This window comes from Streptococcus mitis (assembly GCF_023109105.1).
GTDB classification, from domain to species: domain Bacteria; phylum Bacillota; class Bacilli; order Lactobacillales; family Streptococcaceae; genus Streptococcus; species Streptococcus mitis_BW.
In genome coordinates this window covers 120983-146296 of the sequence record NZ_JALDTZ010000003.1, presented here as the reverse complement: position 1 = coordinate 146296, position 25314 = coordinate 120983, and the positions used below count along the sequence as shown (strand labels likewise).

Below are 25314 nucleotides of genomic sequence, written 5' to 3'. Positions count from 1 at the left end.
TTCCTCCTTCAAATGAGTTCTTCTCTCTATTATATCAAATTGTAGGAGGATATTTCAGATTTTTGCAGGCTTTGGAGTATTTATTTGATGTTACTTGGGAAAAGATTTGACTAGGAAGTCTTTTCGTACTCTTTTAAATTAACCTAGACAAGTCTACTGCAAATCGGTCAACGTCTATCACCAAGTCCCTTCCAGATTTTTCTAAGTAAATCCTTGGAAGACCTTTTGTTAATATTCTGTTCGCATCAGCCATATCTTGAGGATAGGTATAGAACTGTTGACCTTGTGGAAACTGATTTCGGACTTGCCATTTTTCAAAATCCTTCAGAAAAGTCTTATGAGACGGCATACTAACTTCTTCGAACATCGAATGGTCAAAATATTTCACCAATCGATAGAGACCATGAACTTCATCAGCAAAGCATTTATCTATCTTTTCAAAAGGATAACCCCGTCTCTGATAAGCTAGGCATAAGTTTTGCAAGGAGTCACTTAATGCAACTGCATCTTTTCTTTCCAAACTTATAAAATACCGAACAGAAAATTCTTCCATACCTGTTCGTTTTTTCTTCTCGAGAAACTGTTGTGCCAGTATAATAGACTCTGATAATCTATCTTCATCTTGATAATAAAGAGCGTATAAAAGATTAATGACGTTTTGGGGATAATAGGTTCCTTTCAGTAAAGGCAAGTCTTCTGGTATATAAGATGAAATGACTGAAAAATCATTACATGCAAATGAGGTAAATAAGCCTCTCAAAATACCATCAGTATAGATTGTTGCACTTGCAAGCAAACCACCTCTTATCAATTTGTCTCTTCCAACTTGCCACAAAGCATTATTTAATTGTTTATAATCTCCGTCTAAAAAAGCTATATAGTATGCAAAATACTTGATATCATCTAGCAATAAGCTACTGTACAACTTTGTCCTTAAAACACTATCAGACAATACTTTCGAATCCTTCAAATACTTATGAAAAATCCTCTGATTAGACTCTTCAAATTCCTGCCAGTTTATAGGATTTGAATAATAACCCCAATCCTTAAAACGTTCTTCGCGCATCTTTTGATATTCTTTTATATACTCTTTCATAAGTTCATCCTATCTCTATACAATGTGCAAAAAAAGACTAGACAAGTCTAGCCTTTCATTTCTAATTAGAATTTTTTACGTTTACGAGCTGCTTCTGATTTACGTTTACGTTTTACAGAAGGTTTTTCATAGAATTCACGTTTGCGTGTTTCTTGAAGAGTACCAGCTTTAGTAACCGCACGTTTGAAACGACGAAGTGCGTCGTCAAGAGATTCATTCTTACGTACTACTGTTTTAGACATTTTTTTCACTCCCTTCAAGTTCAAGATCTATTCTATTTTACACGTAAAAGGAATAATTGTCAAGAAAAATGCGGTTTAATTTTGATTTTTTCTGCCATTTATACAAGTCTTGAAACCACTCATTCCAAAGGGTTTCACTTTTTTATTTTTCAAGTAAGCTGAGCGCTTCAGCATCTGCAATGATGGTCACATCAGGGTGGTTTTGTAGGCTACTTGCTGGTAGACTCTCAGTCACTGGGCCAGACACTGTTCCGGCAATGGCTTCTGCTTTTGATTCACCGTAAGCAAAGAGAAGGATTGACTTGGCATCCAAGATGTTTTTAATCCCCATTGAAATGGCTTGGGTTGGAACGTCTTCAATCTTGTCAAAGAAGCGCGCATTGGCTTCGATAGTCGACTGGTCAAGCTCTACCAGATGCGTTTGACTGTCAAATGGAGTACCAGGTTCATTAAATCCGATGTGTCCATTGCGACCGATTCCCAAGATTTGGAGGTCAACTGGATGGTCAGCCAAAATTTGATTGTAGCGTTCAACTTCAGCTTCAGCATTGTCCTTAACACCACGAGGCAAGAAACTTTCTTTAAATGGTTTTTGGTTAAACAAGTTTTCTTGCATAAAGTAACGATAAGACTGTGGGTTATCCCCATCAAGCCCTACATACTCATCAAGGTTGACACTGGTTAGTTTTGAAAAATCAAGGTCACTCTCAACGATTTCCTTGTAAAACTCCAGTGGGCTGCTTCCTGTCGCAAGTCCTAGGGTTTGAGCTCCATTTGCCAACCTTTCCTTCAAAATCTCAAAAGCAACTTTTCCACCTTCGACTTGGTTTTCAACTTTAATGACTTTCATCTATTTATCCTCCGTTTTAATCTATATTTATTATATGGTATAGACCAATTTTTGTCAAGTGAAAACGATTTAATTTCCAAAAAAAGAGCGTCCAAACTTGAAACGTGTTATAATGGATAGGATTAGAACTTAGAAAGAATGAACAGATATATGAATACAGCTGATTTTGATTTCCACTTGCCAGAGGAATTGATTGCCCAAACCCCCCTTGAAAAACGGGATGCTTCTAAACTCCTCATTGTCAACCGTGAGACAGGAGAAATGCAGGACAAACACTTCCACTCTATTATTGATATGCTGGAACCTGGCGATGCCCTCGTTATGAACGACACCCGCGTTCTCCCTGCCCGCCTCTATGGTCAAAAGGAAGAAACTGGAGGTCATGTGGAACTTCTCCTGCTCAAAAATATTGCTGGTGATGAGTGGGAAGTTTTAGCTAAACCTGCCAAACGCCTCAAGGTCGGCACTCGCGTCAGCTTTGGTGATGGTCGCCTCAGCGCTGTTGTTACGGAAGAATTGACCCACGGGGGCCGCATTGTCCGCTTCGAATACCAAGGAATTTTCCTAGAAGTCTTGGAAAGTCTGGGTGAAATGCCTCTGCCACCTTATATCCACGAAAAACTGGATGACCGTGAACGTTATCAAACGGTCTACGCTAAAGAAAGTGGCTCTGCTGCAGCACCGACTGCTGGACTTCACTTCACCAAAGAACTACTAGCAGAAATCAAAGCTAAGGGGGTTCATCTAGTCTATCTGACTCTTCATGTCGGGCTCGGAACCTTTAGACCAGTTTCTGTGGACAATCTGGACGAACACGAAATGCACTCAGAATTCTATCAACTTTCTGAGGAAGCAGCTGCCACTCTTCGCTCTGTCAAGGAAAATGGTGGTCGCGTCATCGCTGTCGGAACCACTTCTATCCGCACCTTGGAAACTATTGGTTCCAAGTTCGATGGGCAAATCCAAGCAGATTCTGACTGGACCAATATCTTCATCAAACCTGGCTATGAATGGAAGGTTGTGGATGCCTTCTCAACCAACTTCCACCTGCCAAAATCAACTCTAGTTATGCTGGTTTCTGCCTTTGCAGGCCGTGAATTAGTCTTAGATGCTTACCACCATGCCATTCAAGAACACTACCGCTTCTTTAGTTTTGGCGATGCCATGTTTATCTATTAATTTTCATAATCAAAAAAGCGCATATTATCAGGCATTATAAAACCTTGATAGTATGCGTTTTGTAATGGATAAAGAATTAGTCTTTTTTAAAGCTCGAATCTTTCAAACTCTGGACACTGGCATTGATAACCGCGCCGACAATCAAAATCTTAGCAATGAGAATAAACCAGAACATCATGACCACCACGACGACGGAACTGAAAAAACGCACGTCCACTAGGTGATTGACATAATTGTTGACATAGACTGAAAAGATATTGAGCAGTAAGACCAGGATCAACAAGACAAAGGCACTACCTGGCAATACATGTCGAATCCGTCGGACCTTAACATTGGGCAGAAAATAATAAAGCATGACCAAGATTGCAAAAATCAAGGCATAGACTAAGGGGCCTGTTAGGTCTTGCAGGTAATCAAAGAGAGGACTATCCGATTTCAAGTAGCTTTTGATAAGGTTGAGAAGCATGCGACCAAAGACACTCAAAAACAGAGCTAAGGCGAAGAGAATCTGCAAGCCAAAACTGACAAACAAACTCATGAGCTGCTGGGAAATCATCCCACGATTTTTTGCAACTCCGTAAGCTTTATTAAAGGCTTTCTGTAGGAAATTCATAGATTTTGAAAAGGTCCAGAGGGCTGACAAAACCGCAAAACTCAATAAGCCCGTTGAAGGTTGGGTCAGCACTTCTGTGATAATCTTTGATACCACATCATACATGGTATCCGGCAAAAATTCATTGACAACCTTTAAAAAATTGGAAACCGGAATCTGAAAATAAGGGAGAATATTGACCACCACCAAAAGCAGAGGAAAAATCGAAATCAACCAATAGTAGGCTACTGCGACACTGGTCAACTCACTATCTGATGCTTGATAATAATATAAAAAAGCTTTTAATAAGGGCTTGTCTGTCAGCTCTTTCCACCACTTCTTCATGTCACACTCCTTCACTTATAATCTTGATTAATTTCTTCTTACCAATTCCATCATATCATAAGGCAGGGTATTGGCAGCTTCCTTCAGAGAATAGTTCTCTAAGTTATTCATATTTTGTCGTAACTTCTTGGCATACTTGGTCGAAATCAATCGTTTTTCTTCATATTCGAAAATCAACTTGCGCTCCAGATAATAGCCTCTCAGCATTTCATCGATATTATTGGGTTTAACGCGATTAATAACGCGTTCGACAAAGGCACCACTGGTGATAATAGCTGTTTCTCGGAGTCGAGAATCCTGCATAAAGCTGATTAAAGAACTCTTATAAACACCTTTAAGGTTCTCCAAACTTTCGATAATCATCTCTGTATTTTCTAGATAGAGCTCTGCAATTTGGTCATAGTCAAGGGCTCTGAGTTTCTGCGATTCTTCATTTTTCCAATTTCGGAAGGTCTTTCCAAAAGTAAAGACTTCGTGAAGGAGAAAACGTAAAATCCGCAAGGAAACAAGGAAATAATAGGTCAAGCGTGAAGCAAACTTGCGATTGATACTTTGTTCCATGTTTTTTAAATAACGTTGGTAGACTCGATAGGCACGCTCACTCATCTTGCCTTCTTCGTAAGCCTGTTCTAACCCATCACTTTCAATACTGAGGATGAGAAGTTTCAAGGTCTCCCAGTCTTCTTGAGCCCCCTTATTTTCTTGACTCAATATAAGGTTCTCTATTCGTCCATGGTAATTGTCAATGGCTGCATAAAGAGGGAGCTTATTCTTATGAGTTTCAAGTTCCTTTTCTAACTCCGAAGTAACCTCATTCAAAATGGCAATATGCATGAGATAATCCTTGCTTTCTTCCTGTTCATCCGAAAGATGAGGCAAGACCAAGAGACCTGTTAAAAAACTTACAAGCGTCACACCTGCGACAAGGAAAAGCAAGAGAGGATACTCCTGCTCTAGATCACTTGGTATCAGAAGAATCGTAGCGATCGACACAGTTCCCTTGACACCTGAGAAGGTCAAGAGAAGCATGTCCTTTATATACTTATTTAACTTTTTCTTAAGGCGTCGGGTCCTATAGGCATAGTAGCCATAAATCATGACAAAACGAATAGCAAAGAGGAAAAAGGTAAGGGCTATAAGAGATCCCAATAAAAGTAAGGGATTATAGATTGGATTGGTCAAGATAGGCTCTGCTATCATTTCCAGCTCCATCCCTAAAATCACAAAGACAGAACCGTTGAGCATAAAGTTCACTGTATGCCAGACCGTCTCGGTCACCGTATCCACTTGGGCTTCTAGGAGCGTAATTTTCTTAAAACGACTTGCCTGTAAAATCCCAGCAACCACAACGGCAATAATCCCTGAAACATGGACTTCCTCTGCCAAGAAGAAGGTCACCAGAGGCAAACTCAATTCTAATAAAAGTTCGCTGGCAATATCCGTTGCGCGCACACTCAGCAAGAAGGTGTGGAGGAAACGGTTGGTCATGGCTGTTAAAAAGCCAATTAAAAAGCCGCCTAGGATTGAAAAGATGAGCGAACTACTAGCTTGCCCAAGGGAAAAGGCTCCAGTTGTCCAAGCTGTCAAAGCTACCTGAAAGGCCACCAAACCAGAAGCATCATTCAAGAGTCCTTCACCTTTAAGAATATTGGACACGCGCTTAGGAAAGCTAAACCGCTCCGAAAGAGAGGCAAAGGCCACCAAGTCCGTAGGCCCAAGGGCTGCCCCAACAGCCAAGCAAGCTGCCAAGGGAAGGCTGAGCCAAAGAAGATGGGCTAAGCCCCCTAAACTCAAGGTCGAGATGAAAATCACTGGAAATATGAGATAAACAATGATTCGCCAGTGTTTTAAAATAGCCGTAATATCGGCTTCCTCCGACTCTCTGAAAAGCAAGGGCCCGATAACCAATGCCAAAAACAACTCCGTATTGAGGTGAAAGTCGGTATTGGGTAAAAAGAGACCAATCACAATTCCCAACAGAATTTGCACCAAAGGGAGAGGTAAAAAGGGCAGGAGCTTATTGGTTGTACTTGAGACAATCAAAACCAGTAAAAATAGGATTAGGTAAATCAGTAATTCCACGCACGTCCTCCTTAATCTTTTTTACAACAGAATTCAAATATCTCCTTCTGCTCTTTGATTTTTTGGTCAATCTTGGAACAGTCTTTGTGCTCAATTTTTCTCTGGCACCGTTCCATTTCAAGAGCAACTAATTTTTTCTTGATTTTAAGCATTTTTTTGCTCATATGCGCTTGGTCTAACACACCCACTGCTCGTTCGTGGTGGGTTGACTCAACAAAATTCTGGCGCATGGCATCCAGCTTTTCACGTAGGTATTGTTTATCCATGTCTATATCTTTCTAATTTTTCAATCATTACTAAAAACGGTGGGTTGTTGACTTGATTTAAAGTTCGGTAAATAGCAGCTGTGTACTCTTGTTGGTTCAACTGGCTAACAAAATCCAGCACAGCATCTTTCTCGAGGTCGCCTCCTTCATGACCATAGTAGATCATGATGGCAATCCGTCCCCCTTTGACAAGTAACCCACACAGCTTTTCTAATGCTTCAATCGTTGTCTGAGGTCGGGTGATGACAGACTTATCAGCTGACGGCAAATAGCCTAGATTAAAAATCCCTGCCTTAGCTTCTGTCACAAACTGGTCCAGTGTCTCATGGCCTTGCAAGATTAACTGGGCATTTGTCACTCCAGCTTGGTCCAAACGCTCTTGGGTCTTTTCCAAGGCTTGCTCCTGAATATCAAAGGCATAGACTTGCTTTGCTAATTTGGCTAAAAAAAGCGTGTCATGACCATTTCCCATGGTCGCATCCACTACGATATCCTCTTTTGTCACTACCTCAGCCAAAAAATCATGTGCCATCTCAAGTGGTCTTTTCATTTTCAAACTCCTGTTTTACAGCCTTGCATCCTTGAACGCTTCCACGACGCCGCATTTCAGTTTCAATAGCATTTAGCACTTCCCATTTATTGAGGCTCCACATAGGACCAATCAGCATATCTCTAGGAGCATCTCCTGTGATTCGATGGATGACGATATGCTTGGGAATGATTTCCAGTTGGTCACAAATGACCTTGACATATTCGTCCTGACTCATGAGTTGCAAACGCCCCTCGTGGTAATCCCGTTGCATACGTGTATTGGTCATCAAGTGAAGCAAATGCAGTTTAATCCCTTGAATATCGTTATCCGTGACACAGCGACGGACATTTTCAATCATCATCTCATGGGTTTCACCAGGAAGTCCGTTGATCAGATGGGAAACAATCTCAATCTTGGGATACTTTCTTAAACGCTTGACCGTTTCCACGTACAATTCATAGGAGTGGGCGCGGTTAATCAGGTCAGAAGTTGTTTCATAAGTCGTCTGCAAGCCCAATTCTACCGTCACATGCATGCGCTCCGATAATTCAGCCAAATATTCGATGGTTTCGTCTGGCAAACAGTCTGGGCGCGTTCCAATATTGATTCCTACCACACCTGGCTCATTGATAGCCTGCTCATAACGTTCCCGAATAACTTCCAATTTTTCATGGGTATTGGTAAAATTTTGAAAATAAACCAAATACTTCTGCACATCTGGCCACTTACGATGCATAAAGTCAATTTCCTTATAAAATTGCTCACGAATAGGCGCATCAGGTGCCACAATCGCATCTCCAGAACCTGAAACCGTACAAAAAGTACAGCCTCCATGAGCCACAGTTCCATCACGATTGGGACAGTCAAAGCCCGCGTCGATAGGGACTTTAAAAGTCTTTTCTCCAAAGAGTTTTCGATAATAATCATTCAAGGTATTATAAGATTTCATAACTTTCATTATAACAAAAAACACTCACAATCTCAAAAGCCTGACTTTCCTCTAAATTCCTCTGTTTCTCGTTTCCATTAGCCATTTTTTATGATACAATATGGGTATGATTTTAATGAAATTAGCATCTATTTTATTATTGATACTGACCTTGGTAGTCTGCATTATCATAACCAAACTTTTTAGATTAAAAAAACTAGGACGAAACTTTGCGGATTTAGCTTTTCCAGTTTTAGTATTTGAATATTACCTCATTACAGCTAAAACTTTTACCCATAATTTCCTCCCTAGATTGGGCCTAGCCCTCTCAGTCCTAGCCATTATTCTCGTTTTTTTCTTCCTTCTGAAAAAACGCAGCTTTTACTATCCTAAATTTATCAAATTCTTCTGGCGTGCAGGATTCTTATTAACCCTTGTCATGTATATCGAGATGATTGTTGAATTGATAGCCCAAAAATAAAAAACTAAATCGAAAACACCTCAATCAAACTAAAATACAGTGATTGAAGTGTTTTTCTTTATCTATTTTCAATAAATCCTATTTTCCTTCTTTATCAGGAAAGAGGTATCCAATACCTACACAAGCCAGTACTCCTGCTCCAATTACCAATCCACTTGAAATTGGCAAAAGATCCAAAATTGCATTTGCGATGATAAAGGCAATAATCAAACACATCAGACTAGCCTTATAGTCTTTTTTCAAAAGATTCTCCAGAGTGAAAAAGAGGAACAAGCCTACTGGAATCAATGACCAGAGGTTGACATCCAAACTTGGCCAGCCAACAGAACCAAAATACACTACTGTCGCTGCTGCTACTAAAAATACAATCCCCAATAATTTTTTCATTTGTTTATCTCCAATTTCTTTTTTAATACTCAATGAAAATCAAAGAGCAAACTAGAAAGCTAGCCACAGGTTGCTCAAAACACTGTTTTGAGGTTGCAGATGGACGCTGACGTGGTTTGAATTTGATTTTCGAAGAGTATAAGAACTTGAGTTATCTGATATTGACACCTCCCGTCCCTTACAAAAATCATTATAACAGAGCTCATTTTCAAGAACAAGTTCTTTTGCCTATCTGGTCTATATATCGGTCTAAGTGGTCTGATTTTCTTTAAAAAGAAAAAGAAGCCTGATAAGACTTCTTCACTTTGCCGATTGCAGGGATAAGAAAACATCTCAGAAATACTGTATTATCAATACTTTTGATACACTTGGTCAAATTTTGGTCAATGAATTTGCTTTCACTTTTCTTCTTTAATCGACCAATAACTGCCTAACTGTATCATACTCTTTATCGATCACTTCTTGCAAAACATGACCATATGTCCTAATAATTTGCTGAATATCTTTATGTCCCATCAGCTTTGCTACTATCCATATATCCACCCCCTTTGCAAGTAGAAATGAACCGTAGGTATGTCTACCTGAAGTTGCTGACATTTCTTGACTACCAATTCCAAGTTCTGATAAACAAACTCTTAAATATTTATTAAGACCTACATTTGTTGGGATTCTATATCTTCTATCATAAAAAACTAAATCTTCTTTATTCAAATCTTCACGATCATAAAGAACTTTAGACTGTTCTGCTTTTAAATCTTCTAGAACTTGCAATAATTTTTCATCAACAGGAATCTCTCTAACAGATGTTTTCGTCTTTGGAGGAGTAAATTCTTGTCGATCTCCTGAAAATCTTCTATATGTTTTAATGGTCTTGTTTTCAAAATCAATGTCAGACCAGCATACTGCCATACCTTCTCCAACTCTAAATCCAGTCTTAAATAAAAAGTATAATAGATAAGCCATCACCGATTCTCGATAATTAAATTTTGACCGTAGATGAGATAACAAACTTTTATAGTCAGAAATACTATGGAGATATTTATCATCAATATCTTTACCAGACAGACCAAATATTTTTACACCCTCAGTAAAATCATTCAAAACTAGACCATTTCTCTTGCTAAAATTGACTACTGTTCGAATATCAGCATTTAATCGACTTACATGATCTTTAGTTACTTGTTCACCATATTCATTCAATTTAGACTGATATTCTTTATGACTAATTTGAACTGCAGGTATGTCTAAAAAGATTTTCTCCATCATCTTTCCTCTATAAGAATAGCCTTCTTTTGTCGATTTTGCCTTTTCTGATGGAAGAATCACTAAATCATACCAATCCTGCCACAACTCATACAGTGTAGCCTTACTATCAAACCTCGCTGTATAATTTGATTGATATAATTTCCTCTCTTTTTCCTGAGCTTCATTCATTGCTTCTCGTTTAGTTCTAAAACCCGAATTTGTCGCAATAACATTACCTTGCTTATCAAAGATACGGTAATCCCAAAGTTTGTTTTTTCCACGCTGTCTGTAACTTGCCACACTAACTCCTTTCTGAATGGCAGTCATCACCATTCTATTATAACATTAATAATATTTTTTGATAATTTTTATCAAAATATTCCCTTGTTTTTCTTGCTAAAAATCTATAAGGTGACCCCTTACTTTTCGGATATAAGACAAATCCTTCTTTATTTTGCTCAATATCTAATTCATTTTTGATTGTTGGATTCAATAAAATGTCATTGACCAATTTTGTTTTACTAATAGACAATAATTCCTCAACCTTATCAATAGTCCACCATTGACCAATTTCTTCTTTCTGTATTAAATCTAGATACTCGGAACGACTGATCAAAACCATATTAGAAGGAATTGGAACTTCAATATTAAATACTTGTTTCGACTCTTTCATTTACTACTCCTTAAACAACAGCAAAAAAAAAACAAGCCATTTCTGGCTTGAATTTATTTTCTTAATACGCACTTTTTTGATATTCATCCCATAAAGCTTGAAGATCATCTGCATTTTCTAAGACATACTGTCTTACAATCTTCATATCTTTTGACTTTAATTTTCCATCTCGAAGCTCTCCAGTCAAAAACATTGAACCAACTTCCTCACCATGGATATAGATATGAATATGTGCCTTCTGACCTTTATGATTATGTTCATTCGGACGAATCTCAATACCATACTTCAAAAAAGAATACTTAGGCATGTAACAACCCCACGTAGTCCTTCCACGTTTCAAGGTAGTTATCACGATTCAATTCAATTTGTTTTTGAGCAAACCGAATATCATAATCAGCCAAGTCCAAGTCCTCTAAGACTTCACCTGTAAGAATATTAAAAGTTCCAATCAATTCTTCATCATCATACATACGTAAAATAGGGTTATTGGGATTTTTAAAAATATCCTCTTTTGTGACTTCTAGATTTGTAACACCAAATTCTTTAATCATGATTCCTTCTCCTTTCACTTTCTTTTATTATATCACATTTTCAATTATTTTATAATTGTTCTAACAACTTCTCTATATCAGGAAAATAAGTATAAGCTACCCCTCTACTAAAATCAAAAGAGTAGCCTTCCTCAACTGACACAGATACACTCGCATAATTTCTTCTTGGTAATTTTTTATTAGCATGACTCCCTTCAAAATCATAAATAACTTTAACAAACTTCGCATTTTTTATAACTTCAACTATCATAGTTTCAATACCATGATCAGTAACAGAGTCAGCAATAAACTCTACAGATTCTTGATTTTCACCTAACCTACTAGCTAACTTCACAGCATAGATTTTTAATAATTCTACTTGATCCATTTTAACTCCTTAAACCAACAAAAAACAAGGCAAGTTTTACCCTGCCTTGGCTAATTTTGTGCTACTTAACTTTTCGTTTTCCCAAAAATGTCGCAACTAAACCAACAAATCCCCAAATAGTTGCAAAAATTGTGCTAGCTGTTCCAGTATTTGGAAGAACTTTTAGTTCCCCTTCCTTATCTTTCAAAGCGATTGTTCCATCTTTTTGTTTGACTGCTCCCACTTCATAAGGCTCTTTTTCTACATAATTGCCTTCACTTTCTTCTACAACTACTTTGCCTTTATTAGTGCCTACAATCTTATATCCTGTATTTGTTTCGATAGGTTTTTCCTTAATTTCTTCTTTAGTCACATTTAAGGGTTTAGGTTCTTCTTTTTCTTTTACTCCAACATTATCCTCTGCCTTTTGTTTTTGTTCCTTCACTTCTGGAGTATCTTCTTTATTTGGTTTCGTATTTTCTTCTCCCTCTTTTGATTTTTCCGAAGTTGAATCAGAAGATTTTTGATCTCCTTGTTTATCACCATCTACATTTTCAACAGGCTTTTCTTCTTTAGATTTATTGGTAGAAGGACTTGTTGGCTCCACAACTACACCTGTATGATCGTGTTCCTGATTCTTATTAGTATCTTTTCCAAGTTCTTCAGATGGTTTATCTTCTTTTGGTTGTTCCGTTGGCATTATCTTCTCTACAACTACTCCTGTACTATCCTTGTCCTCTTTTTTATCCACACTTCCACCCAAATCCAGATTTTCATTTACTGTTGTCGCTGTAGATTCCGTAGGCGCTTCGGCAGGTTTTTCTGAAACTACTAAACCTGAATTATCATTTGGAGTTGAACTATTTCCACCCAAATTAATTTCATCTGCTAAAATTCCATTTGCGACTGAACTCAATACAGCCACTGACAACAATGTTACAAATTTTTTATTCATATTTTTCCTCTTTTCTTATTTACCAATTACATATAAAAAGTTTTTTGCTTGGTCAGCAGTAAAGACACGATAATCAGTAATTCCTGTTCCTTGCATCGGTTGGATCACATTACATTCAGAAATCAATATCGAACCATCATCTTTAACATCCTCGACAAAGGCAACATGACCATAAGTTGCATGACTACCTGCTTGTCCTCCTTGAAACGAAACAGCAGAATGTTTAGTCGGTGTATTTGTCACCTCATATCCATCCTTGTGTGCCCAATCCTGACCATTTCCCATATACGGATCAAAGTTTATTCCAAATTCTTTTGCCCGATTGAAAACATACCAAGTACATTGACCATACGGATAAGACTGAGTGATATAGCCATCTTGATTTATTTCCTTATCAATCGAAAATCCACTAGGTAATTCAGTCGAAACCTGACCAAATGGAACATCTACGCTCCCTGCTATTGAATTGCTACTTGATGAACCGTCTGATTCAATCGTACCTTTAAAGACTTCATACCACTTCTTACTGTCCTTTTCTAGTTTCTCTAGTTTTGTTTGTCCGTCTGATAACAATACACCTTCATAATGTTCAGACCAATACTTGGCACTTTCAAAAGGATCAGTTGCCTTTTGCATATAATCTTTGACTTTTTTATAGCCATGATTTAATTCATAGCTCATTAGTTCTAGCTCTACTGTACTATCCAAAGCACGAGAACTTGCATTTCTCCATCTATCACCATTGATAGTATTATCCCAACCTGACCATTGGAAATATCCAGCAACCCCACCTGAAGGATTCGTTAGTTTAGGATCAAATCCACTTTCTCTTTCAGCATTTGCAAGAGAACCACTAGCACCCTCTAAAGTAAATTTCTCTTTAGATAGTTGCCAGTTAAGAATCTTAATGACATCTTCTGCACGTTCCACCGAGATATTCGCTTTTTGAGCTACTTCTTGTGCTGTTAAACGTGTTCTCTTTCCAGTCGTACTATCAGATGAACTCCCTGAAGACACACCTACAAATCCAATCATCAGAATCAAGATTAGAAATAAGGGTAGAATTGTCGCAATTATAGAACCAAAAATTTTTGCGTATTTTTTAGCTATCACTTCCTCCCCCTCTTTCTTTCAATATTTACATTTGGAAGTTCTACTTTTTTATCTCTTCCCTTTTTCTTTAAACTACTAATCTTACCTCCTTTCATTTTTTTACTTTTCGGAGAATTAATCTTTGGTTTTTGAGGTGATACCTTATTCAAAGGATTCACTTGATTCATTCTCTTGTCTACCTTGGCTTGAAATTCTGCTTTCTTTCTGGCCAATCGTTTTTCTCTCAAACGTTTCACCTCATTACGAGAACTATTTTTTATTTTCTCATGATAATCTGCCTTTGTTCCAAAAGACTTTCTTTTTGAATTTAAGTCTATAAACTTATTCGATTCTTGATTTCTAAATGCATTTGTACGAACTTCATAAAGGAAAGACATCGCTCTATTTCCTTTTTCTTTCAGAGCATTAACCGTACCTGTTGTTCTATGTTTGACAGTCGCATAACCATCTCTAACTCTACTATAAGTTTCATTTTCGTTAGTATCAGATACCTGTTCTTTAGTCAACCCTTGTTTTTTATCCAGGTTATTAGTTGGCGAGCGTAAATTTTTAAGACGAGCTTGTAGACTTTCTTTCCCCATCTTCAATCCACCTTTTGCAAACTGACCACTAACTACTAAACCGTCTTTACCTGTCCTATACAATTTCTCTCGAATCGTTTTAGTTCCTTTATTCAGATTAAATCCATTCATTCGACTAACAGGCAAACGCCCAATTCGTGAGAACATAGATAAAATCATTGCTCTATTCTTAATCATTAAAACTAACAATATCGCTTTTACAAATATCACAACTAATACATTTTCACCAACTGCATAGCCAATGAAATCTGTTAAAGAATTATAGAAGAATACAAACAATGTTGTAGCTAATAATGTTACAGATGATAAAATCAACATAGATATAGCTTTTTTATTAAATCCATGAATCAAATGTTCCATCTTTGGAAATAGACTGATCAATAAAATAAATGGCAATATCAAAATTAAAAAGATATAAACCATTAAAAAGAAAAATCGTGATAATCCTAAAACAAGATAAACACTACCAACTACAATTACATCAACCAGTGAAGCAAAAGCATAGCTAAATTTTGCTCCCCACTCATTTTTCAACATCTTATTTTCAGGATCTTTGTCTTTGGCAATATCCTTGATTTTTTTCTCACCGACAAGATGATCTCCATCACCCTGCTTATATCCAGCTAAATCTTCAAATTCCTTATCAGATAGTTGAAATGAGCCATCTTCCTTTACTGGAGAATTCATATACTTATAAGCCTTGATAATAGTATCATTAAAATAAGCATCAATCTCATTGGAACTTTCTGAAGTCAGAGTTTTTGTTATCTCGCCATTAAGCGTAATTGTTGTTGTTCTAAATCCATCATATAAGTGAGCCAATAAATATTTATTTTGACCGTCCACATTGAATCTTATAAAATATAAACCAATAAGAGTATAGATCAGTACCATTTTAATAAATGATTTCATCACACTACCCTTACCAGTCGCAAACAAATACAATAGATAAACTGCCATACTAGCACCAACAACATAAACAACTTCTTTACTGAATAGAGAAGAAAATACTTTACTAGAATTGTCTATCGTATTATTCAATAAAGAAGTTATATCACTCATTCCATCAACTGCACCATAAATACCAGCAATAATCCAAAAGATAAATTTTGATACCCAAAATACAGCTTGCACAATCGAATTGAAGAAATAATTCATATTTGAATCAAATCCAAAAAATTTCTTATCAAAATAAACCTTACTAGTCAAATCAGACATTTTGGACTTATAATTTTCAAAAGTCAATTTGCTTGATTCTTCTTCTTTTTTCTTTAAGGCATCTTGTGTTTCTTTTGCCTTTTTGGCATTATCCAGTATTTTTTTTGCATTTTCAGCAGGATCGGTTAATTTGGGAGTATTTGTATTTTTATCAAACTCAATAATATTAAAATTATTATTCGGTAAAATTGGCTCAGTAGCACTAGCTACAAAAGGAAAGAAAAATATAGACAAAATAAATCCTAATAAAATATTCCTTCTCATTTTTCCCCCTTACTGTACTGACACTAAACTAGATTCAACTGTTTCAAATAATGGTAAAAACTCAGGGAAAATTGTACCATCTACTGTAATACGTTCTTTTCGTCCGAAAGTATCGTAATAGATACATTGACCCATTGTTTGATTTTCTAACCACGCTCTTGATAATTCATCATTTTCAACTCGTAAATGTTCCAGTATTGCTTCTGTTTCTGTATGTTCAGGAAAAGCAAAGACTGTACCAAATCCAGTTGTATCATCACTTGTTTTCAAGTCTTTTACAGATTGAGTCACCAATACCAAGAAATTGTTAAAGGATCGTCCTGTACGTTTAATACGGTTAACTACTTGTCGTCCAGCAGGAGTTGACATAATCTGCCATGCTTCATCAAGGAATAACATTGTTTCCTTATCTTTCTCACGTTCACCAAAAATCGCACAGAAATAAGTTAAAGCATACATAACGGTCAAACTTCTCAACTGAGTTTCAGTCATTTCATCTTTATTTGTACCTTTAGGCATATCAAGACCTGTAATTTCAACAATAATTACTTTATCATCTGTTTTCAAAACTTCTTGACTACCATCAGAAAAGCACAAAGATAGCAGTGAATTCTTTGAAATTCTCTTCAGGAAATAGCCAGCAGTAGCAACTTCTTCTTTTGCATTATTTTCTAATTCTGCAAATACCTGCAACATACCAACCTTTTCACCAGCATTCCTACGCTCAAATACCTTATCAATCGCATCTAACAGATAGGGTTGAATCTTGATATAAGAATCTTTATCCAATACAGAAGCTACAAGTACTGTTGCTAATTCTGTCAACTCTCCTTCATCTTCTAAAAATGAGAATGGATCAAGAACCCCTCTATTTTCCTCTTTTCGCATATCCAAAGTGATAAAACGAATAGAGTGTATAAATTTTTGAAGTGGTTTATAGGTACCAGCTTTTTCTAACTTAGCTAAAACTGACAAAAACTGTTTCTTCATTTCAGCTTTGGGATCGACATATAATACTCTAGCCTTAAATAGAGCATGAAAAACAAATAATAACTTTGTCAGGAAAGATTTTCCATTCCCAGTCGCACCAGTAATAGCTGTATGAGGATTGCTTGTTTCCTTTCCATGAATACCAATTTTATTCGCTTGTAGCAAGTTCGTAAACACAATATTGGTACTTGAATCCAAAGCACGTTTAAAATCTCCAAACCATGAAGCAATTTCTTTATCAATTCGAGCAATAGGAAAGCCAATATCTGTACCTACTTTTTTCTTTGTAAAGAAAAGATTCTCACATAATCCACGCAGACTTGAATATTGTAAATAACTTTCTCTTTTATTATCAATCAACTCTGTCAAACGACACTTATAGAATAAATAAACTTGATCTGCAACAGCCTTGACAATTTCAACTTCCATATCTTTCAATCTTGAAGCTAATACATCATACTTCACATTCAATTCTTCAATACTGTCACCAGTAATCTGTAACAAGTGAAGATACGTTACCATCAATTCCTTATTATCATGCTTCTCTTGAAAATCTTCTAACAACTCATGACTTTCCAAAACTTCAATTTTTTGAACATCATCATTCTCAGCAGTTTCATTTACTGTATTCCCAAGATTTTTACGTTTATTTCTTGCTTTTGTGCTCAAAGAATAGATTCCACTTCTTGTTGAAAAACGAACTTTCAACACACTATTGACAGGAAAACCAATATTCTTAATTTCCTCTAGTAAATGTAGATAAGAAACGTTTTTGGGATAAGCATATACAGGAATCGTTGCAACATAACTTTCTTCTTCACCATTGATCAGCTTCAAAGCATTTCCAGCACCAACTTCAATAATTGTTTCGTCCACATTCTCAATCGAATTTTCAAGCGCAACAATTTCACTTTCCTTATCATAGTATTGACCATTCAAAAAATGAATTCGATTCAATAGCTCTAAATCAGTTTTTTCAATTTCCTTAATAGTTAAAGCGTGTAACTTTGTTTGAATCAATTCTTTCTGTTTTTCCCAATCCTTCCACCATTCAACTTTCGGCAACTCTTCAAAGCCAATCATTTTCATAATTGTTTTTCGGAAAGTCATAATCGTCTGCTTAATCGTCACCTTAAAATCAGACGACACATTGACCGACTTTAAAGGTACAACTAAATAATCTCTTGACTCTGTTAAATATGTAACTTCTTCCTCTAGCCTTTCTTCTAGTTTTGAAATCACATAATTTCCTAACGGACTTGTACCAACATCTTGTTCAATATCCTGAGATAGTAAAGCTATCTTCTTTGCTAAATCTAAATCAAAGTTAATAGTATGAATCGCAAGATCATTGTATTCAGCAATACTAGACAAATTATTAAATACTAGGTCTTTGCTGTCCTCTTTCTCACCATCTTCAATCGTATTGATGACTTGTGGCTCTACTTCAAATACAGCCAGCACACTTCCATCTTTTAAGAGAATCAAGCTATCATCTATCGCCCAAATGTTATTCGTTAATTCCACGATAAATTCTTCTCACTTTCTCATATTTTTTTCCTTTACATAGATACATTGTTGTCCGTTCTCTATCATACTCAACCCAAAACTTGAAATAGTCCACTAGAAATCGAAACAATGTTTTTCCATCAATCTTATTCTCAGATAATATGTTTCCACACCACCAACCAGCAAACAATGAAGTTACAAAACGAAAACCCCAATCCAATAAGGGTACATACCCTAGTAAGAACCATACTAAAACAAAACTTACTAGAGTATAGACTATAGTCGACATTTTTATCGCAAATGGTAAACTAAAATCCTCATTTATCTTATGTACCCAAATAGGTTGTTTAAAAGCAGTAGTATAAACATAGAGTTTTTTATCTTCCCTCCTCATAACATTTTCCTACTTGAATAATTCAAGGGCTTTAGACCAAATAGGCTTCGTAGCATTTAATACTGTCTCAGGATTTTCAAAAAAGAAAAGAATGAATCCTGCAACCAAAACAATCACAACAAGTTTTCCTAACTGCTGCTCCTTCCATGCTTTAAGAGCCTTCATACCAGCAAAAAATGCGACTGCTGGAACACCAAGTTTTGACACTAAAAATTGAAACAATGCCATTTATTCTATTCTCCTTTTTCTTCCTTTTTATTAAAATCAGATGGAATTGTGTGTTCCATCTTTTCTACAAAATAACTATCTTTATCTTGTCGTAACTCAAAACTAAAATTTTCGCTATGAGTTGTCCCAGCAACATCAAGAGTAATTTGAGCATAAGCAAGTATTTTCCCATCTTTTTCCTTGAAATAGGTATAATCCAAACTCTTGAATGTTGCTCCACCAATAGACTTAATTCCACTAGAAATCAAATCTAAGTTTGCTTGACTAGTCGTATAATTTTTAAAGAACAATTCCATGAAAGATACCAACTTTTTACGTTTTCCTTCTTCCATTTCATCATTCGCAACTAGAGATACATGATTCTCTTTTTCTACCCCATCAGCTTTAAAATCACTTACAGGAGAAAACCAAGACAATCCAGATACATAGTACTTACCATTTTTTTCACCGTAAGGAATCGAAAATTCAATCCCTACTCGCTGGCTTTTATCTCCATTTTTTGTATCATAGATCACACGGTAAACAGCGATTCCATCTTTAGCACTTAACATTCGAGCACTAACAAGATTCATTTCCTGTTTTGTCTGACCTTGATTTTTTACATCAGGAACACTTCCATAATAGTCATTCAGTTTGGAGATATTTTCATCAGATGATCTAGCTTGTGAATCATAAGTAAAATATCTACTTACATAGCCATCTAAAAACTGTTCCAAAGTTCGATCTGTTTCTTTTCTTGATTCGACAACAGGAGGTTCAGAAAGTCTTGCTTTCATTTTTGCAGTAGTCGATAAAGAAACAAACATAGAAAAAGCTCCGAATAAGACAAAAAAAGATAAGCCAGCTAAAAAAATCAAATTCGATTTTTTCTGGCTTATTTTTTTAATCTTTAACTGTTTGTCTTTTCGTGGCTTCTTTAAAAACATATTCCTCATTAAAAAGAAACCTTTCTATAATATCCATTAGGAGTATTCAAAACTTCTCCTTGGTTAATAAATCCTTGAAATACTGTCACCCAATTTCCACACTTAAAAAAATAATCAATAACCGATTTATAATCTAACTCTTTCGTCAATTCAAAAATTGTATCAACTTCATCTTTAGAACAAAATCTATAATAAGTCGTTACAATTTTTGTCACAGGAATATAACGCTGTAATTGAAATTTGACAATGTATTCATCACCATCATATAATTCCAACACTGCTTTCTTCAGCAAGTAAACCTCATCTAAAGACATAATCATATCTACTTCCCAATCAGAAATCCCACAAATAAAAAAATTATCTTTTTCAATTCCTCTATCTTTCATTCTTTCTAGGATTTGATCTCGACTGTACTTCATAATATCCAATTCACAAAGAAATTCAAAATTACCTTCGTTCAGAACCCTTATATTCGCTATCATCTTGATACAAAGTAACCTTTATCAACAAAGCTACCACCTTCTTCTAAACGAACATCACGACCAAATTTTTCATAGTCTAAATAAAGAAGCAACTTTTCCTTAGATAGTTCTACACCAAGTTTTTCAACAAGATATTCGCCTAAATCTCTATCAGTTGTAACTTCAGGATATAAATAACAATCATCAAAATCATAACTATCTAAGTATGATGGATCAGAAGATTCTGTTTCAATAACCGATAAAACAATATCTTCATCTACATCTTCAACATTTTCAGCAATACTATTCGCTAAATCTAAAGTTAAATCTTCACAATTCAAAGTAGGCAAACCTTCAATCGAATCAATTGTAACCTCAATTTCTTGACCTTCATAGCCAAAGCGTTCAGCTACTTCTTCACTAGAGCATGGAAGCAAAACTCGTCTTGCGATTCCTTTATAAATAACTAAAGCCATTAAATCCATTTTTATTTCCCTCCTTTACTTTCTACTGCAACAAAAACCAACTATCGTCCTCATGACCTAAATAGGTATATGATTCACTCAAACGATTGATGATTTCTTCTTTATGTTCTTCCACATAAGCAAATAATCGCTCTTCATTGACTAACTGCTCATATTCTTCATGATTTATAATTTTGGCAAAATCAATCAATGCTTCCTTCGTATCAACTTCTGTAAATGAATTGACTGCTACATTATCAGGATTACAACCTTCAAATTCTTTAAACTCCACACCATCAAAACATCCATCTAACTTAGCAATAACTTTCTCAGGTAAATCCAATAAGGTTTTCCCATGCACATAGTTTTTACATACATCAGAAAAATTATCGTAAACTACTTTAACACTCATTTAACTCTCCTTTCAAAAAATAAAAAGGAAGCCATAATTGACCTCCTTCACAATTTTCATTAAATTGAAGCTGAACGCTCAAAACTACAACCAATCGCAAATGCTCGATTTGTAACTTTATTAAGTTCCTTATTCATTGCATAATAACTAGACAGGTCTTTCTTGATACATTCAAGAACTTGATACGGTAGTTGCAATTCTTCTTCATTTTTAAGAAGTGCACTCAATTCACCAGCCATAGTCCATGCTTGCTTAAATTCTTGATCCTTCAGTTTTTTTGCAAGTTCATTCGACAAATCAATAATTTGTTTATCTTTTCCAGCTAAAGCCATTTTTTATACCTCTTTCTTTTCATTTTTATCTTTTACATTTTCTAATTAGACATGCTGGAGAACGTTTCTTAACTTTCATATTCACATCCACTCCTCTAAATGAAATCGTTGAATCAAATTCAAACATTCATTTTCCATTTCTTCTTTGCTCCTTCTCAACAATCCAAACCATAATAGTTTTCGTTTCACATCAACTTGATTTGCCAAATATGATTCATATTCAGTAATCAATCGTTTCAATTCAATCCAATCGTTCCTTTTTTTAGTCTGATGATATTTCTGAGATTGAAATTCAATATAAGCTTGATACTCTCTTGCTACCTTACTATCTGTCAAACCATCATAAAAATTTCTTGCAGGAATCAAATATACAATTTTTTCAATGTCTTTATATTCAATCATTCTATTCTCCCTAACTGATTTTGAAGAAACTCTAATTCTTTTCGCTGTCTAGGTGTAAGTTCTCCTGAATCCATTATCTTTTTCATATTCTCTTGCATGAACATTCGATCAATCTCAGACACAAATAATAATGAATTAGAAACCCTTTCTACCAACCATCTAATCGTCCTTTCCACTGAATAAGGTTCAGGGCTAACTGTTAGTCTGACTGCTTCATGATTTCCGAAAAGTTGTTGCCACTTGCTATCATACTTTCTAAAACCATGTTCATCAGTACCATCATAGATTTGTATCGCTCCTTGAAAAATTGACCTCGTTAATTCTGCAATCTCACTACCAGCTAAGACTTCTGAAACAAATGCCCTAGCTTTTCCTTGCGAAAAACGAACTTCGTAGCGATTCCATATCCTAAACAGTCTGACACTAGCTGATATGCTAATTCCTTCTTTCTTTGCTATCTCGTATCTCTTTTCATAAAAGTTAAAATACATTTCAGATTGACGACTACCAAGATAGATTGATAAGCCTTGCCTATTTTCTGATTCAAATGGATTTTCAAAATCAAATCCTCCACCACCGACAAATGAAAAGCTCTTCAAATAAGGTGATACAATCTCTTGTTGATAGTATCTAGTCACTAGTGTTGACAAATCAAAATTCTCCTTCGTATCCTCCATTGCCATTTCATCAACTGCAATATCTATTCGAGTTACACTAAAATCACCTCCATAACACTTCTGAAACCTTTTTATAAAGTCAGTCCACGTTAGGTTACTATTTTCAAGATACATTTCTAATTGACGACAGCCTTGACCACTTAATTGAACCGTAATCCTATTTTTATCCTCTCCATTTTCACTAAAACAGGAATTAAAGCCGAAAAACCAAATATCACCATAACGATACAACAGTTCATATTTCATAAATGAAGTTGTTTCAGGTCGAAGCATAACATCCAATCCGAAAAATTCTTTTGCCACAAAGTATACATCTGTTTCATTGTGAAGCGTAAATCTGAAATAGTCAATCATGTATCTTGTTAGATTAGTATCACCGTTTTTAAAACTGAACTGATTTTTTATTTCTACGAAATCTTCCTTTTTCAATGTTCTATATCCATTTTCATAGGCTTTTAAGGTAGAAACAGGGATACCAGTCTTTAATGACAACTCTTTTCTTGTCATATTTCGTTCTTTTCTAAATTTTTTTAAGTTTTTTCCTTCCATTTCTCCTTCAAAACTCCATTATTTACCAAAAGGGATACAAAAAATCACCAAAGGGACACACCGTTATCCCTTATCGCCGTAAGCGTAAATTGCATTTTGTAACTTTTGTTACCCACCTATTAGAATAGGTGGGTTAATTAGTATAGTCCAGCCCTCTAGTGAGCGCTAGTGAGCGCAGGCGTTCGTCGCTTCGCTTCCTCACTTCTGCTACTAGCTACTAGAGAGCTGGACTACACCAACTACCTTTTAACAAAGAAAAAGGGGTATCTCCCCTATTCTCACAGTTCGTATTCATCAAATGGATAATTTTCCAAAATATCAGACCATTTCTGAGTTCTTGACTTTTTCAACTCAAACAAATCTCTAACTAAAAGAACCTGATCCTGATTCATCACAATTATTCCATCTTCCCTCATAATCGTAATTTTTCCTTGTTCTTCTAGCTTCTTCAGTAAATTTTGAACAGAGGAGAAACTAACTCCAATATCCATAGATACATCACTTGCTTTAGCAAGATCCTTTTCATCTTTCTTTATTTCTTTCTTACTAGCCATCAACTGTTTCACCATTTCAGAACTAGCTTTTTTAACTTGCCCTTTTTGCAATTCTTCTTTGGCTTGCATTTCTTCCTGTAATACTTGTTTTTCTAATTCAGATAGTCCAGCACTAGGATTCTCTAAAGGATTGAAAGGATTTTCTCTTCTATCTATCTTTTCATATTCATCATAAAATGATAATTTTCTTTCAAGTAAGGGTGAATAAAATTCCCTCGCTACTTCTCCATAAACACAAGCATAACCACGACCATAAACACGCTTACCAGCAAGATATTTCACATACTTAAATTCCTTGTTCCTATTTATTTCACCAAAGGCTAGGTCATAACCTACCTCGTCCAATCGACCAACAGAAATACGAAAGTTAATGTTCGCTTGAAGTTTAGAGCCTAAATCTTCTCTCGAAGGTTTCTGCATCGCTATTACTCCAAAACAACCAGCTTGCCTTCCTAAAAGTAGGAATTGCCCCATAGCATTGTCTAAACGCTGTCTTGTTTGAAAATCAAGCATGGCACACAAGGCATTATACTCATCACAAACTAAGAAATATGGCTCTAAGCCATACTCATAAAACTTCTTCAAATCCTTATCACCATGTTCTGCACGTTCCTTGCGCATATAAGAATAACGAGCAAACATAATTTCTACTGCTCTTTCTATCATAGAAACTATATCTTCTGCTTCATAAGAGATACGACCTTCAAAAGCTCTTTGTTCTGCCATAGTCACAAAGTCAGCTTGTTTGGGATCACCTATATCCACTACACCAACTTTAGCCATTGCACGAATCAATGTTCTCAATAATACTGTTTTACCACCACCAGTACCACCAACAACCAACAAATGAGGATCATCAATAGGATTCCAATAAAGATTCTTCATCAATTGAATACCTTTATCCGAATAGTTGACATCAGTAACCTTGATCCGATTCAAAAACGCAGAATAGGCAAGTTTATAAGTCTTAAACTTAATATCGTCCTGAACTTCCATAAAGTCCATGAAAAAGGTTGTTTCAAGTTCACTAGCAATCTTTTTAAATTTTTCCTGAAACTTATTTCCAGCCATTTTAAAGGCTACATCTAAATCATAACGATTCTGTTTCAAGTAAATAGCAGGAAATACAACCTTATCAATCGTACCTGAATCTCTTTTCACCTTTTTTGTATAAGAATATCCATTTTCTTTCAAAAAGAAAGCCAGTTTAGATAGTCTTTCCAACTTTTGAAATAGGAATATTCTTTCTTGCGAAAACCATGTTAAATAGATACTTAAAACAACAAATACAATCAATAGGATCACAGAGTTAACAATTGATGATCTATCTAAACTCTTGATTTTTTCAAAATTTTGATACACATAGTATCCAAGTACAGGACTAAATATCAAAAAGAAAAAAGAAAAGATAAAGTATCTAAGATTCACCATGTAAGGCTTAATCTTAATTCCCCTATATGCAGGAAATAAACCCATATCTTTTCTCCTTT

The 25314-nt window shown here is 35.7% G+C and carries 30 protein-coding genes; 2 read left to right on the top strand and 28 right to left on the bottom strand.

What is annotated here, in order from left to right:
• Nucleotides 1–133: 133 nt before the first annotated feature.
• The 3 genes from M1F37_RS03390 to M1F37_RS03380 all read right to left on the bottom strand — a co-directional run bounded on the left by M1F37_RS03390 (nucleotide 134) and on the right by M1F37_RS03380 (nucleotide 2188).
• Complete coding sequence (locus M1F37_RS03390) at nucleotides 134–1096, bottom strand: hypothetical protein (protein ID WP_247934718.1); 963 nt, start codon at nucleotides 1094–1096, stop codon at nucleotides 134–136.
• A gap of 65 nt (nucleotides 1097–1161) precedes the next feature.
• On the bottom strand, nucleotides 1162–1338 hold the full coding sequence (gene rpsU, locus M1F37_RS03385) for a 30S ribosomal protein S21 (protein ID WP_000048054.1): 177 nt from the start codon (nucleotides 1336–1338) through the stop codon (nucleotides 1162–1164).
• A gap of 142 nt (nucleotides 1339–1480) precedes the next feature.
• Nucleotides 1481–2188 carry a glucosamine-6-phosphate deaminase gene (locus M1F37_RS03380; protein WP_247934717.1) on the bottom strand — a complete coding sequence of 236 codons (708 nt, stop codon included), beginning with the start codon at nucleotides 2186–2188 and terminating at the stop codon, nucleotides 1481–1483.
• Between the two features lie 150 nt (nucleotides 2189–2338).
• Between M1F37_RS03380 and queA the strand changes: the two genes are divergently transcribed.
• Nucleotides 2339–3367 carry a tRNA preQ1(34) S-adenosylmethionine ribosyltransferase-isomerase QueA gene (gene queA / locus M1F37_RS03375; RefSeq protein WP_247934747.1) on the top strand — a complete coding sequence of 343 codons (1029 nt, stop codon included), beginning with the start codon at nucleotides 2339–2341 and terminating at the stop codon, nucleotides 3365–3367.
• 76 nt (nucleotides 3368–3443) lie between these two features.
• Here the strand turns inward: queA and M1F37_RS03370 are convergent, their stop codons facing one another.
• The 5 genes from M1F37_RS03370 to M1F37_RS03350 are packed head-to-tail and all read right to left on the bottom strand — an operon-like array spanning nucleotide 3444 to nucleotide 8142.
• Nucleotides 3444–4304, bottom strand: coding sequence for a YihY/virulence factor BrkB family protein (locus M1F37_RS03370; RefSeq protein WP_247934716.1), 861 nt, complete (start codon nucleotides 4302–4304; stop codon nucleotides 3444–3446).
• Between the two features lie 27 nt (nucleotides 4305–4331).
• Complete coding sequence (locus M1F37_RS03365) at nucleotides 4332–6386, bottom strand: cation:proton antiporter (RefSeq protein WP_247934715.1); 2055 nt, start codon at nucleotides 6384–6386, stop codon at nucleotides 4332–4334.
• A gap of 11 nt (nucleotides 6387–6397) precedes the next feature.
• Nucleotides 6398–6652 (bottom strand): hypothetical protein, encoded by a 255-nt coding sequence (locus M1F37_RS03360; RefSeq protein WP_000361084.1) that lies wholly within the window; start codon nucleotides 6650–6652, stop codon nucleotides 6398–6400.
• Nucleotides 6645–7202 (bottom strand): tRNA (mnm(5)s(2)U34)-methyltransferase, encoded by a 558-nt coding sequence (locus M1F37_RS03355; RefSeq protein WP_247934714.1) that lies wholly within the window; start codon nucleotides 7200–7202, stop codon nucleotides 6645–6647. Before M1F37_RS03355 ends, M1F37_RS03360 begins: the two co-directional genes overlap by 8 nt.
• The gene (locus M1F37_RS03350) at nucleotides 7186–8142 is read right to left on the bottom strand and encodes a TIGR01212 family radical SAM protein (protein WP_247934713.1); all 957 of its coding nucleotides are present in this window, start codon (nucleotides 8140–8142) and stop codon (nucleotides 7186–7188) included. The genes M1F37_RS03355 and M1F37_RS03350 overlap by 17 nt, the downstream gene beginning before the upstream one ends.
• Nucleotides 8143–8233: 91 nt before the next feature.
• On the opposite strand from M1F37_RS03350, the gene M1F37_RS03345 reads away from it, so the two are divergent.
• Nucleotides 8234–8593 carry a DUF3397 domain-containing protein gene (locus M1F37_RS03345; protein ID WP_247934712.1) on the top strand — a complete coding sequence of 120 codons (360 nt, stop codon included), beginning with the start codon at nucleotides 8234–8236 and terminating at the stop codon, nucleotides 8591–8593.
• 78 nt (nucleotides 8594–8671) lie between these two features.
• Here the strand turns inward: M1F37_RS03345 and M1F37_RS03340 are convergent, their stop codons facing one another.
• The 20 genes from M1F37_RS03340 to M1F37_RS03245 form a co-directional block, all read right to left on the bottom strand.
• Nucleotides 8672–8980: a hypothetical protein gene (locus M1F37_RS03340; RefSeq protein ID WP_001815396.1), complete on the bottom strand. Its 309-nt coding sequence runs from the start codon at nucleotides 8978–8980 to the stop codon at nucleotides 8672–8674.
• 411 nt (nucleotides 8981–9391) lie between these two features.
• Nucleotides 9392–10525, bottom strand: a complete 1134-nt coding sequence (locus M1F37_RS03335) for a site-specific integrase (protein WP_247934746.1) — start codon at nucleotides 10523–10525, stop codon at nucleotides 9392–9394.
• A gap of 37 nt (nucleotides 10526–10562) precedes the next feature.
• Nucleotides 10563–10898 carry a DUF771 domain-containing protein gene (locus tag M1F37_RS03330; RefSeq protein WP_000665060.1) on the bottom strand — a complete coding sequence of 112 codons (336 nt, stop codon included), beginning with the start codon at nucleotides 10896–10898 and terminating at the stop codon, nucleotides 10563–10565.
• A gap of 61 nt (nucleotides 10899–10959) precedes the next feature.
• Nucleotides 10960–11205 (bottom strand): DUF4160 domain-containing protein, encoded by a 246-nt coding sequence (locus tag M1F37_RS03325; RefSeq protein WP_247934711.1) that lies wholly within the window; start codon nucleotides 11203–11205, stop codon nucleotides 10960–10962.
• Nucleotides 11198–11449: a hypothetical protein gene (locus M1F37_RS03320; RefSeq protein WP_000588738.1), complete on the bottom strand. Its 252-nt coding sequence runs from the start codon at nucleotides 11447–11449 to the stop codon at nucleotides 11198–11200. The genes M1F37_RS03325 and M1F37_RS03320 overlap by 8 nt, the downstream gene beginning before the upstream one ends.
• A gap of 49 nt (nucleotides 11450–11498) precedes the next feature.
• Complete coding sequence (locus tag M1F37_RS03315; protein ID WP_247934710.1) at nucleotides 11499–11816, bottom strand: hypothetical protein; 318 nt, start codon at nucleotides 11814–11816, stop codon at nucleotides 11499–11501.
• A gap of 61 nt (nucleotides 11817–11877) precedes the next feature.
• Nucleotides 11878–12750 (bottom strand): LPXTG cell wall anchor domain-containing protein, encoded by an 873-nt coding sequence (locus M1F37_RS03310; RefSeq protein ID WP_247934709.1) that lies wholly within the window; start codon nucleotides 12748–12750, stop codon nucleotides 11878–11880.
• Nucleotides 12751–12765: 15 nt separating this feature from the next.
• On the bottom strand, nucleotides 12766–13860 hold the full coding sequence (locus M1F37_RS03305; protein ID WP_247934745.1) for a phage tail tip lysozyme: 1095 nt from the start codon (nucleotides 13858–13860) through the stop codon (nucleotides 12766–12768).
• Nucleotides 13860–15926 carry a hypothetical protein gene (locus M1F37_RS03300; protein ID WP_247934708.1) on the bottom strand — a complete coding sequence of 689 codons (2067 nt, stop codon included), beginning with the start codon at nucleotides 15924–15926 and terminating at the stop codon, nucleotides 13860–13862. Before M1F37_RS03300 ends, M1F37_RS03305 begins: the two co-directional genes overlap by 1 nt.
• A gap of 9 nt (nucleotides 15927–15935) precedes the next feature.
• Nucleotides 15936–18443 (bottom strand): ATP-binding protein, encoded by a 2508-nt coding sequence (locus M1F37_RS03295; protein ID WP_348771859.1) that lies wholly within the window; start codon nucleotides 18441–18443, stop codon nucleotides 15936–15938.
• The gene (locus M1F37_RS03290; protein WP_049504189.1) at nucleotides 18427–18819 is read right to left on the bottom strand and encodes a TcpE family conjugal transfer membrane protein; all 393 of its coding nucleotides are present in this window, start codon (nucleotides 18817–18819) and stop codon (nucleotides 18427–18429) included. Before M1F37_RS03290 ends, M1F37_RS03295 begins: the two co-directional genes overlap by 17 nt.
• A gap of 9 nt (nucleotides 18820–18828) precedes the next feature.
• Nucleotides 18829–19047 carry a TcpD family membrane protein gene (locus tag M1F37_RS03285; RefSeq protein WP_049504187.1) on the bottom strand — a complete coding sequence of 73 codons (219 nt, stop codon included), beginning with the start codon at nucleotides 19045–19047 and terminating at the stop codon, nucleotides 18829–18831.
• A 5-nt stretch (nucleotides 19048–19052) separates the two neighbouring features.
• Complete coding sequence (locus M1F37_RS03280) at nucleotides 19053–19973, bottom strand: conjugal transfer protein (RefSeq protein ID WP_419991946.1); 921 nt, start codon at nucleotides 19971–19973, stop codon at nucleotides 19053–19055.
• Between the two features lie 8 nt (nucleotides 19974–19981).
• Entirely contained in the window at nucleotides 19982–20455 is a 474-nt protein-coding gene (locus M1F37_RS03275; RefSeq protein WP_247934705.1) for a hypothetical protein, read from the bottom strand.
• Nucleotides 20452–20919: an antirestriction protein ArdA gene (locus tag M1F37_RS03270; protein WP_247934704.1), complete on the bottom strand. Its 468-nt coding sequence runs from the start codon at nucleotides 20917–20919 to the stop codon at nucleotides 20452–20454. The genes M1F37_RS03275 and M1F37_RS03270 overlap by 4 nt, the downstream gene beginning before the upstream one ends.
• A 22-nt stretch (nucleotides 20920–20941) precedes the next feature.
• Complete coding sequence (locus M1F37_RS03265; RefSeq protein WP_247934703.1) at nucleotides 20942–21310, bottom strand: hypothetical protein; 369 nt, start codon at nucleotides 21308–21310, stop codon at nucleotides 20942–20944.
• A 59-nt stretch (nucleotides 21311–21369) separates the two neighbouring features.
• Nucleotides 21370–21642 (bottom strand): hypothetical protein, encoded by a 273-nt coding sequence (locus tag M1F37_RS03260; RefSeq protein WP_001152052.1) that lies wholly within the window; start codon nucleotides 21640–21642, stop codon nucleotides 21370–21372.
• A gap of 81 nt (nucleotides 21643–21723) precedes the next feature.
• Nucleotides 21724–22044: a hypothetical protein gene (locus tag M1F37_RS03255; RefSeq protein WP_247934702.1), complete on the bottom strand. Its 321-nt coding sequence runs from the start codon at nucleotides 22042–22044 to the stop codon at nucleotides 21724–21726.
• Complete coding sequence (locus tag M1F37_RS03250; RefSeq protein ID WP_247934701.1) at nucleotides 22041–23270, bottom strand: replication initiation factor domain-containing protein; 1230 nt, start codon at nucleotides 23268–23270, stop codon at nucleotides 22041–22043. Before M1F37_RS03250 ends, M1F37_RS03255 begins: the two co-directional genes overlap by 4 nt.
• Nucleotides 23271–23548: 278 nt before the next feature.
• The gene (locus tag M1F37_RS03245) at nucleotides 23549–25300 is read right to left on the bottom strand and encodes an FtsK/SpoIIIE domain-containing protein (RefSeq protein ID WP_247934700.1); all 1752 of its coding nucleotides are present in this window, start codon (nucleotides 25298–25300) and stop codon (nucleotides 23549–23551) included.
• Between the last annotated feature and the right edge of the window lie 14 nt (nucleotides 25301–25314).

Coding starts and splice junctions, on each gene's coding strand:
- M1F37_RS03390 (WP_247934718.1), bottom strand. CDS start 1,096: ATGAAAGAGTATATAAAAGAATATCAAAAGATGCGCGAAGAACGTTTT.
- rpsU (WP_000048054.1), bottom strand. CDS start 1,338: ATGTCTAAAACAGTAGTACGTAAGAATGAATCTCTTGACGACGCACTT.
- M1F37_RS03380 (WP_247934717.1), bottom strand. CDS start 2,188: ATGAAAGTCATTAAAGTTGAAAACCAAGTCGAAGGTGGAAAAGTTGCT.
- queA (WP_247934747.1), top strand. CDS start 2,339: ATGAATACAGCTGATTTTGATTTCCACTTGCCAGAGGAATTGATTGCC.
- M1F37_RS03370 (WP_247934716.1), bottom strand. CDS start 4,304: ATGAAGAAGTGGTGGAAAGAGCTGACAGACAAGCCCTTATTAAAAGCT.
- M1F37_RS03360 (WP_000361084.1), bottom strand. CDS start 6,652: ATGGATAAACAATACCTACGTGAAAAGCTGGATGCCATGCGCCAGAAT.
- M1F37_RS03355 (WP_247934714.1), bottom strand. CDS start 7,202: ATGAAAAGACCACTTGAGATGGCACATGATTTTTTGGCTGAGGTAGTG.
- M1F37_RS03350 (WP_247934713.1), bottom strand. CDS start 8,142: ATGAAAGTTATGAAATCTTATAATACCTTGAATGATTATTATCGAAAA.
- M1F37_RS03345 (WP_247934712.1), top strand. CDS start 8,234: ATGGGTATGATTTTAATGAAATTAGCATCTATTTTATTATTGATACTG.
- M1F37_RS03340 (WP_001815396.1), bottom strand. CDS start 8,980: ATGAAAAAATTATTGGGGATTGTATTTTTAGTAGCAGCAGCGACAGTA.
- M1F37_RS03330 (WP_000665060.1), bottom strand. CDS start 10,898: ATGAAAGAGTCGAAACAAGTATTTAATATTGAAGTTCCAATTCCTTCT.
- M1F37_RS03325 (WP_247934711.1), bottom strand. CDS start 11,205: ATGCCTAAGTATTCTTTTTTGAAGTATGGTATTGAGATTCGTCCGAAT.
- M1F37_RS03320 (WP_000588738.1), bottom strand. CDS start 11,449: ATGATTAAAGAATTTGGTGTTACAAATCTAGAAGTCACAAAAGAGGAT.
- M1F37_RS03315 (WP_247934710.1), bottom strand. CDS start 11,816: ATGGATCAAGTAGAATTATTAAAAATCTATGCTGTGAAGTTAGCTAGT.
- M1F37_RS03310 (WP_247934709.1), bottom strand. CDS start 12,750: ATGAATAAAAAATTTGTAACATTGTTGTCAGTGGCTGTATTGAGTTCA.
- M1F37_RS03300 (WP_247934708.1), bottom strand. CDS start 15,926: ATGAGAAGGAATATTTTATTAGGATTTATTTTGTCTATATTTTTCTTT.
- M1F37_RS03290 (WP_049504189.1), bottom strand. CDS start 18,819: ATGAGGAGGGAAGATAAAAAACTCTATGTTTATACTACTGCTTTTAAA.
- M1F37_RS03285 (WP_049504187.1), bottom strand. CDS start 19,047: ATGGCATTGTTTCAATTTTTAGTGTCAAAACTTGGTGTTCCAGCAGTC.
- M1F37_RS03280 (WP_419991946.1), bottom strand. CDS start 19,973: ATGTTTTTAAAGAAGCCACGAAAAGACAAACAGTTAAAGATTAAAAAA.
- M1F37_RS03275 (WP_247934705.1), bottom strand. CDS start 20,455: ATGATAGCGAATATAAGGGTTCTGAACGAAGGTAATTTTGAATTTCTT.
- M1F37_RS03270 (WP_247934704.1), bottom strand. CDS start 20,919: ATGGATTTAATGGCTTTAGTTATTTATAAAGGAATCGCAAGACGAGTT.
- M1F37_RS03265 (WP_247934703.1), bottom strand. CDS start 21,310: ATGAGTGTTAAAGTAGTTTACGATAATTTTTCTGATGTATGTAAAAAC.
- M1F37_RS03260 (WP_001152052.1), bottom strand. CDS start 21,642: ATGGCTTTAGCTGGAAAAGATAAACAAATTATTGATTTGTCGAATGAA.
- M1F37_RS03255 (WP_247934702.1), bottom strand. CDS start 22,044: ATGATTGAATATAAAGACATTGAAAAAATTGTATATTTGATTCCTGCA.
- M1F37_RS03250 (WP_247934701.1), bottom strand. CDS start 23,270: ATGGAAGGAAAAAACTTAAAAAAATTTAGAAAAGAACGAAATATGACA.
- M1F37_RS03245 (WP_247934700.1), bottom strand. CDS start 25,300: ATGGGTTTATTTCCTGCATATAGGGGAATTAAGATTAAGCCTTACATG.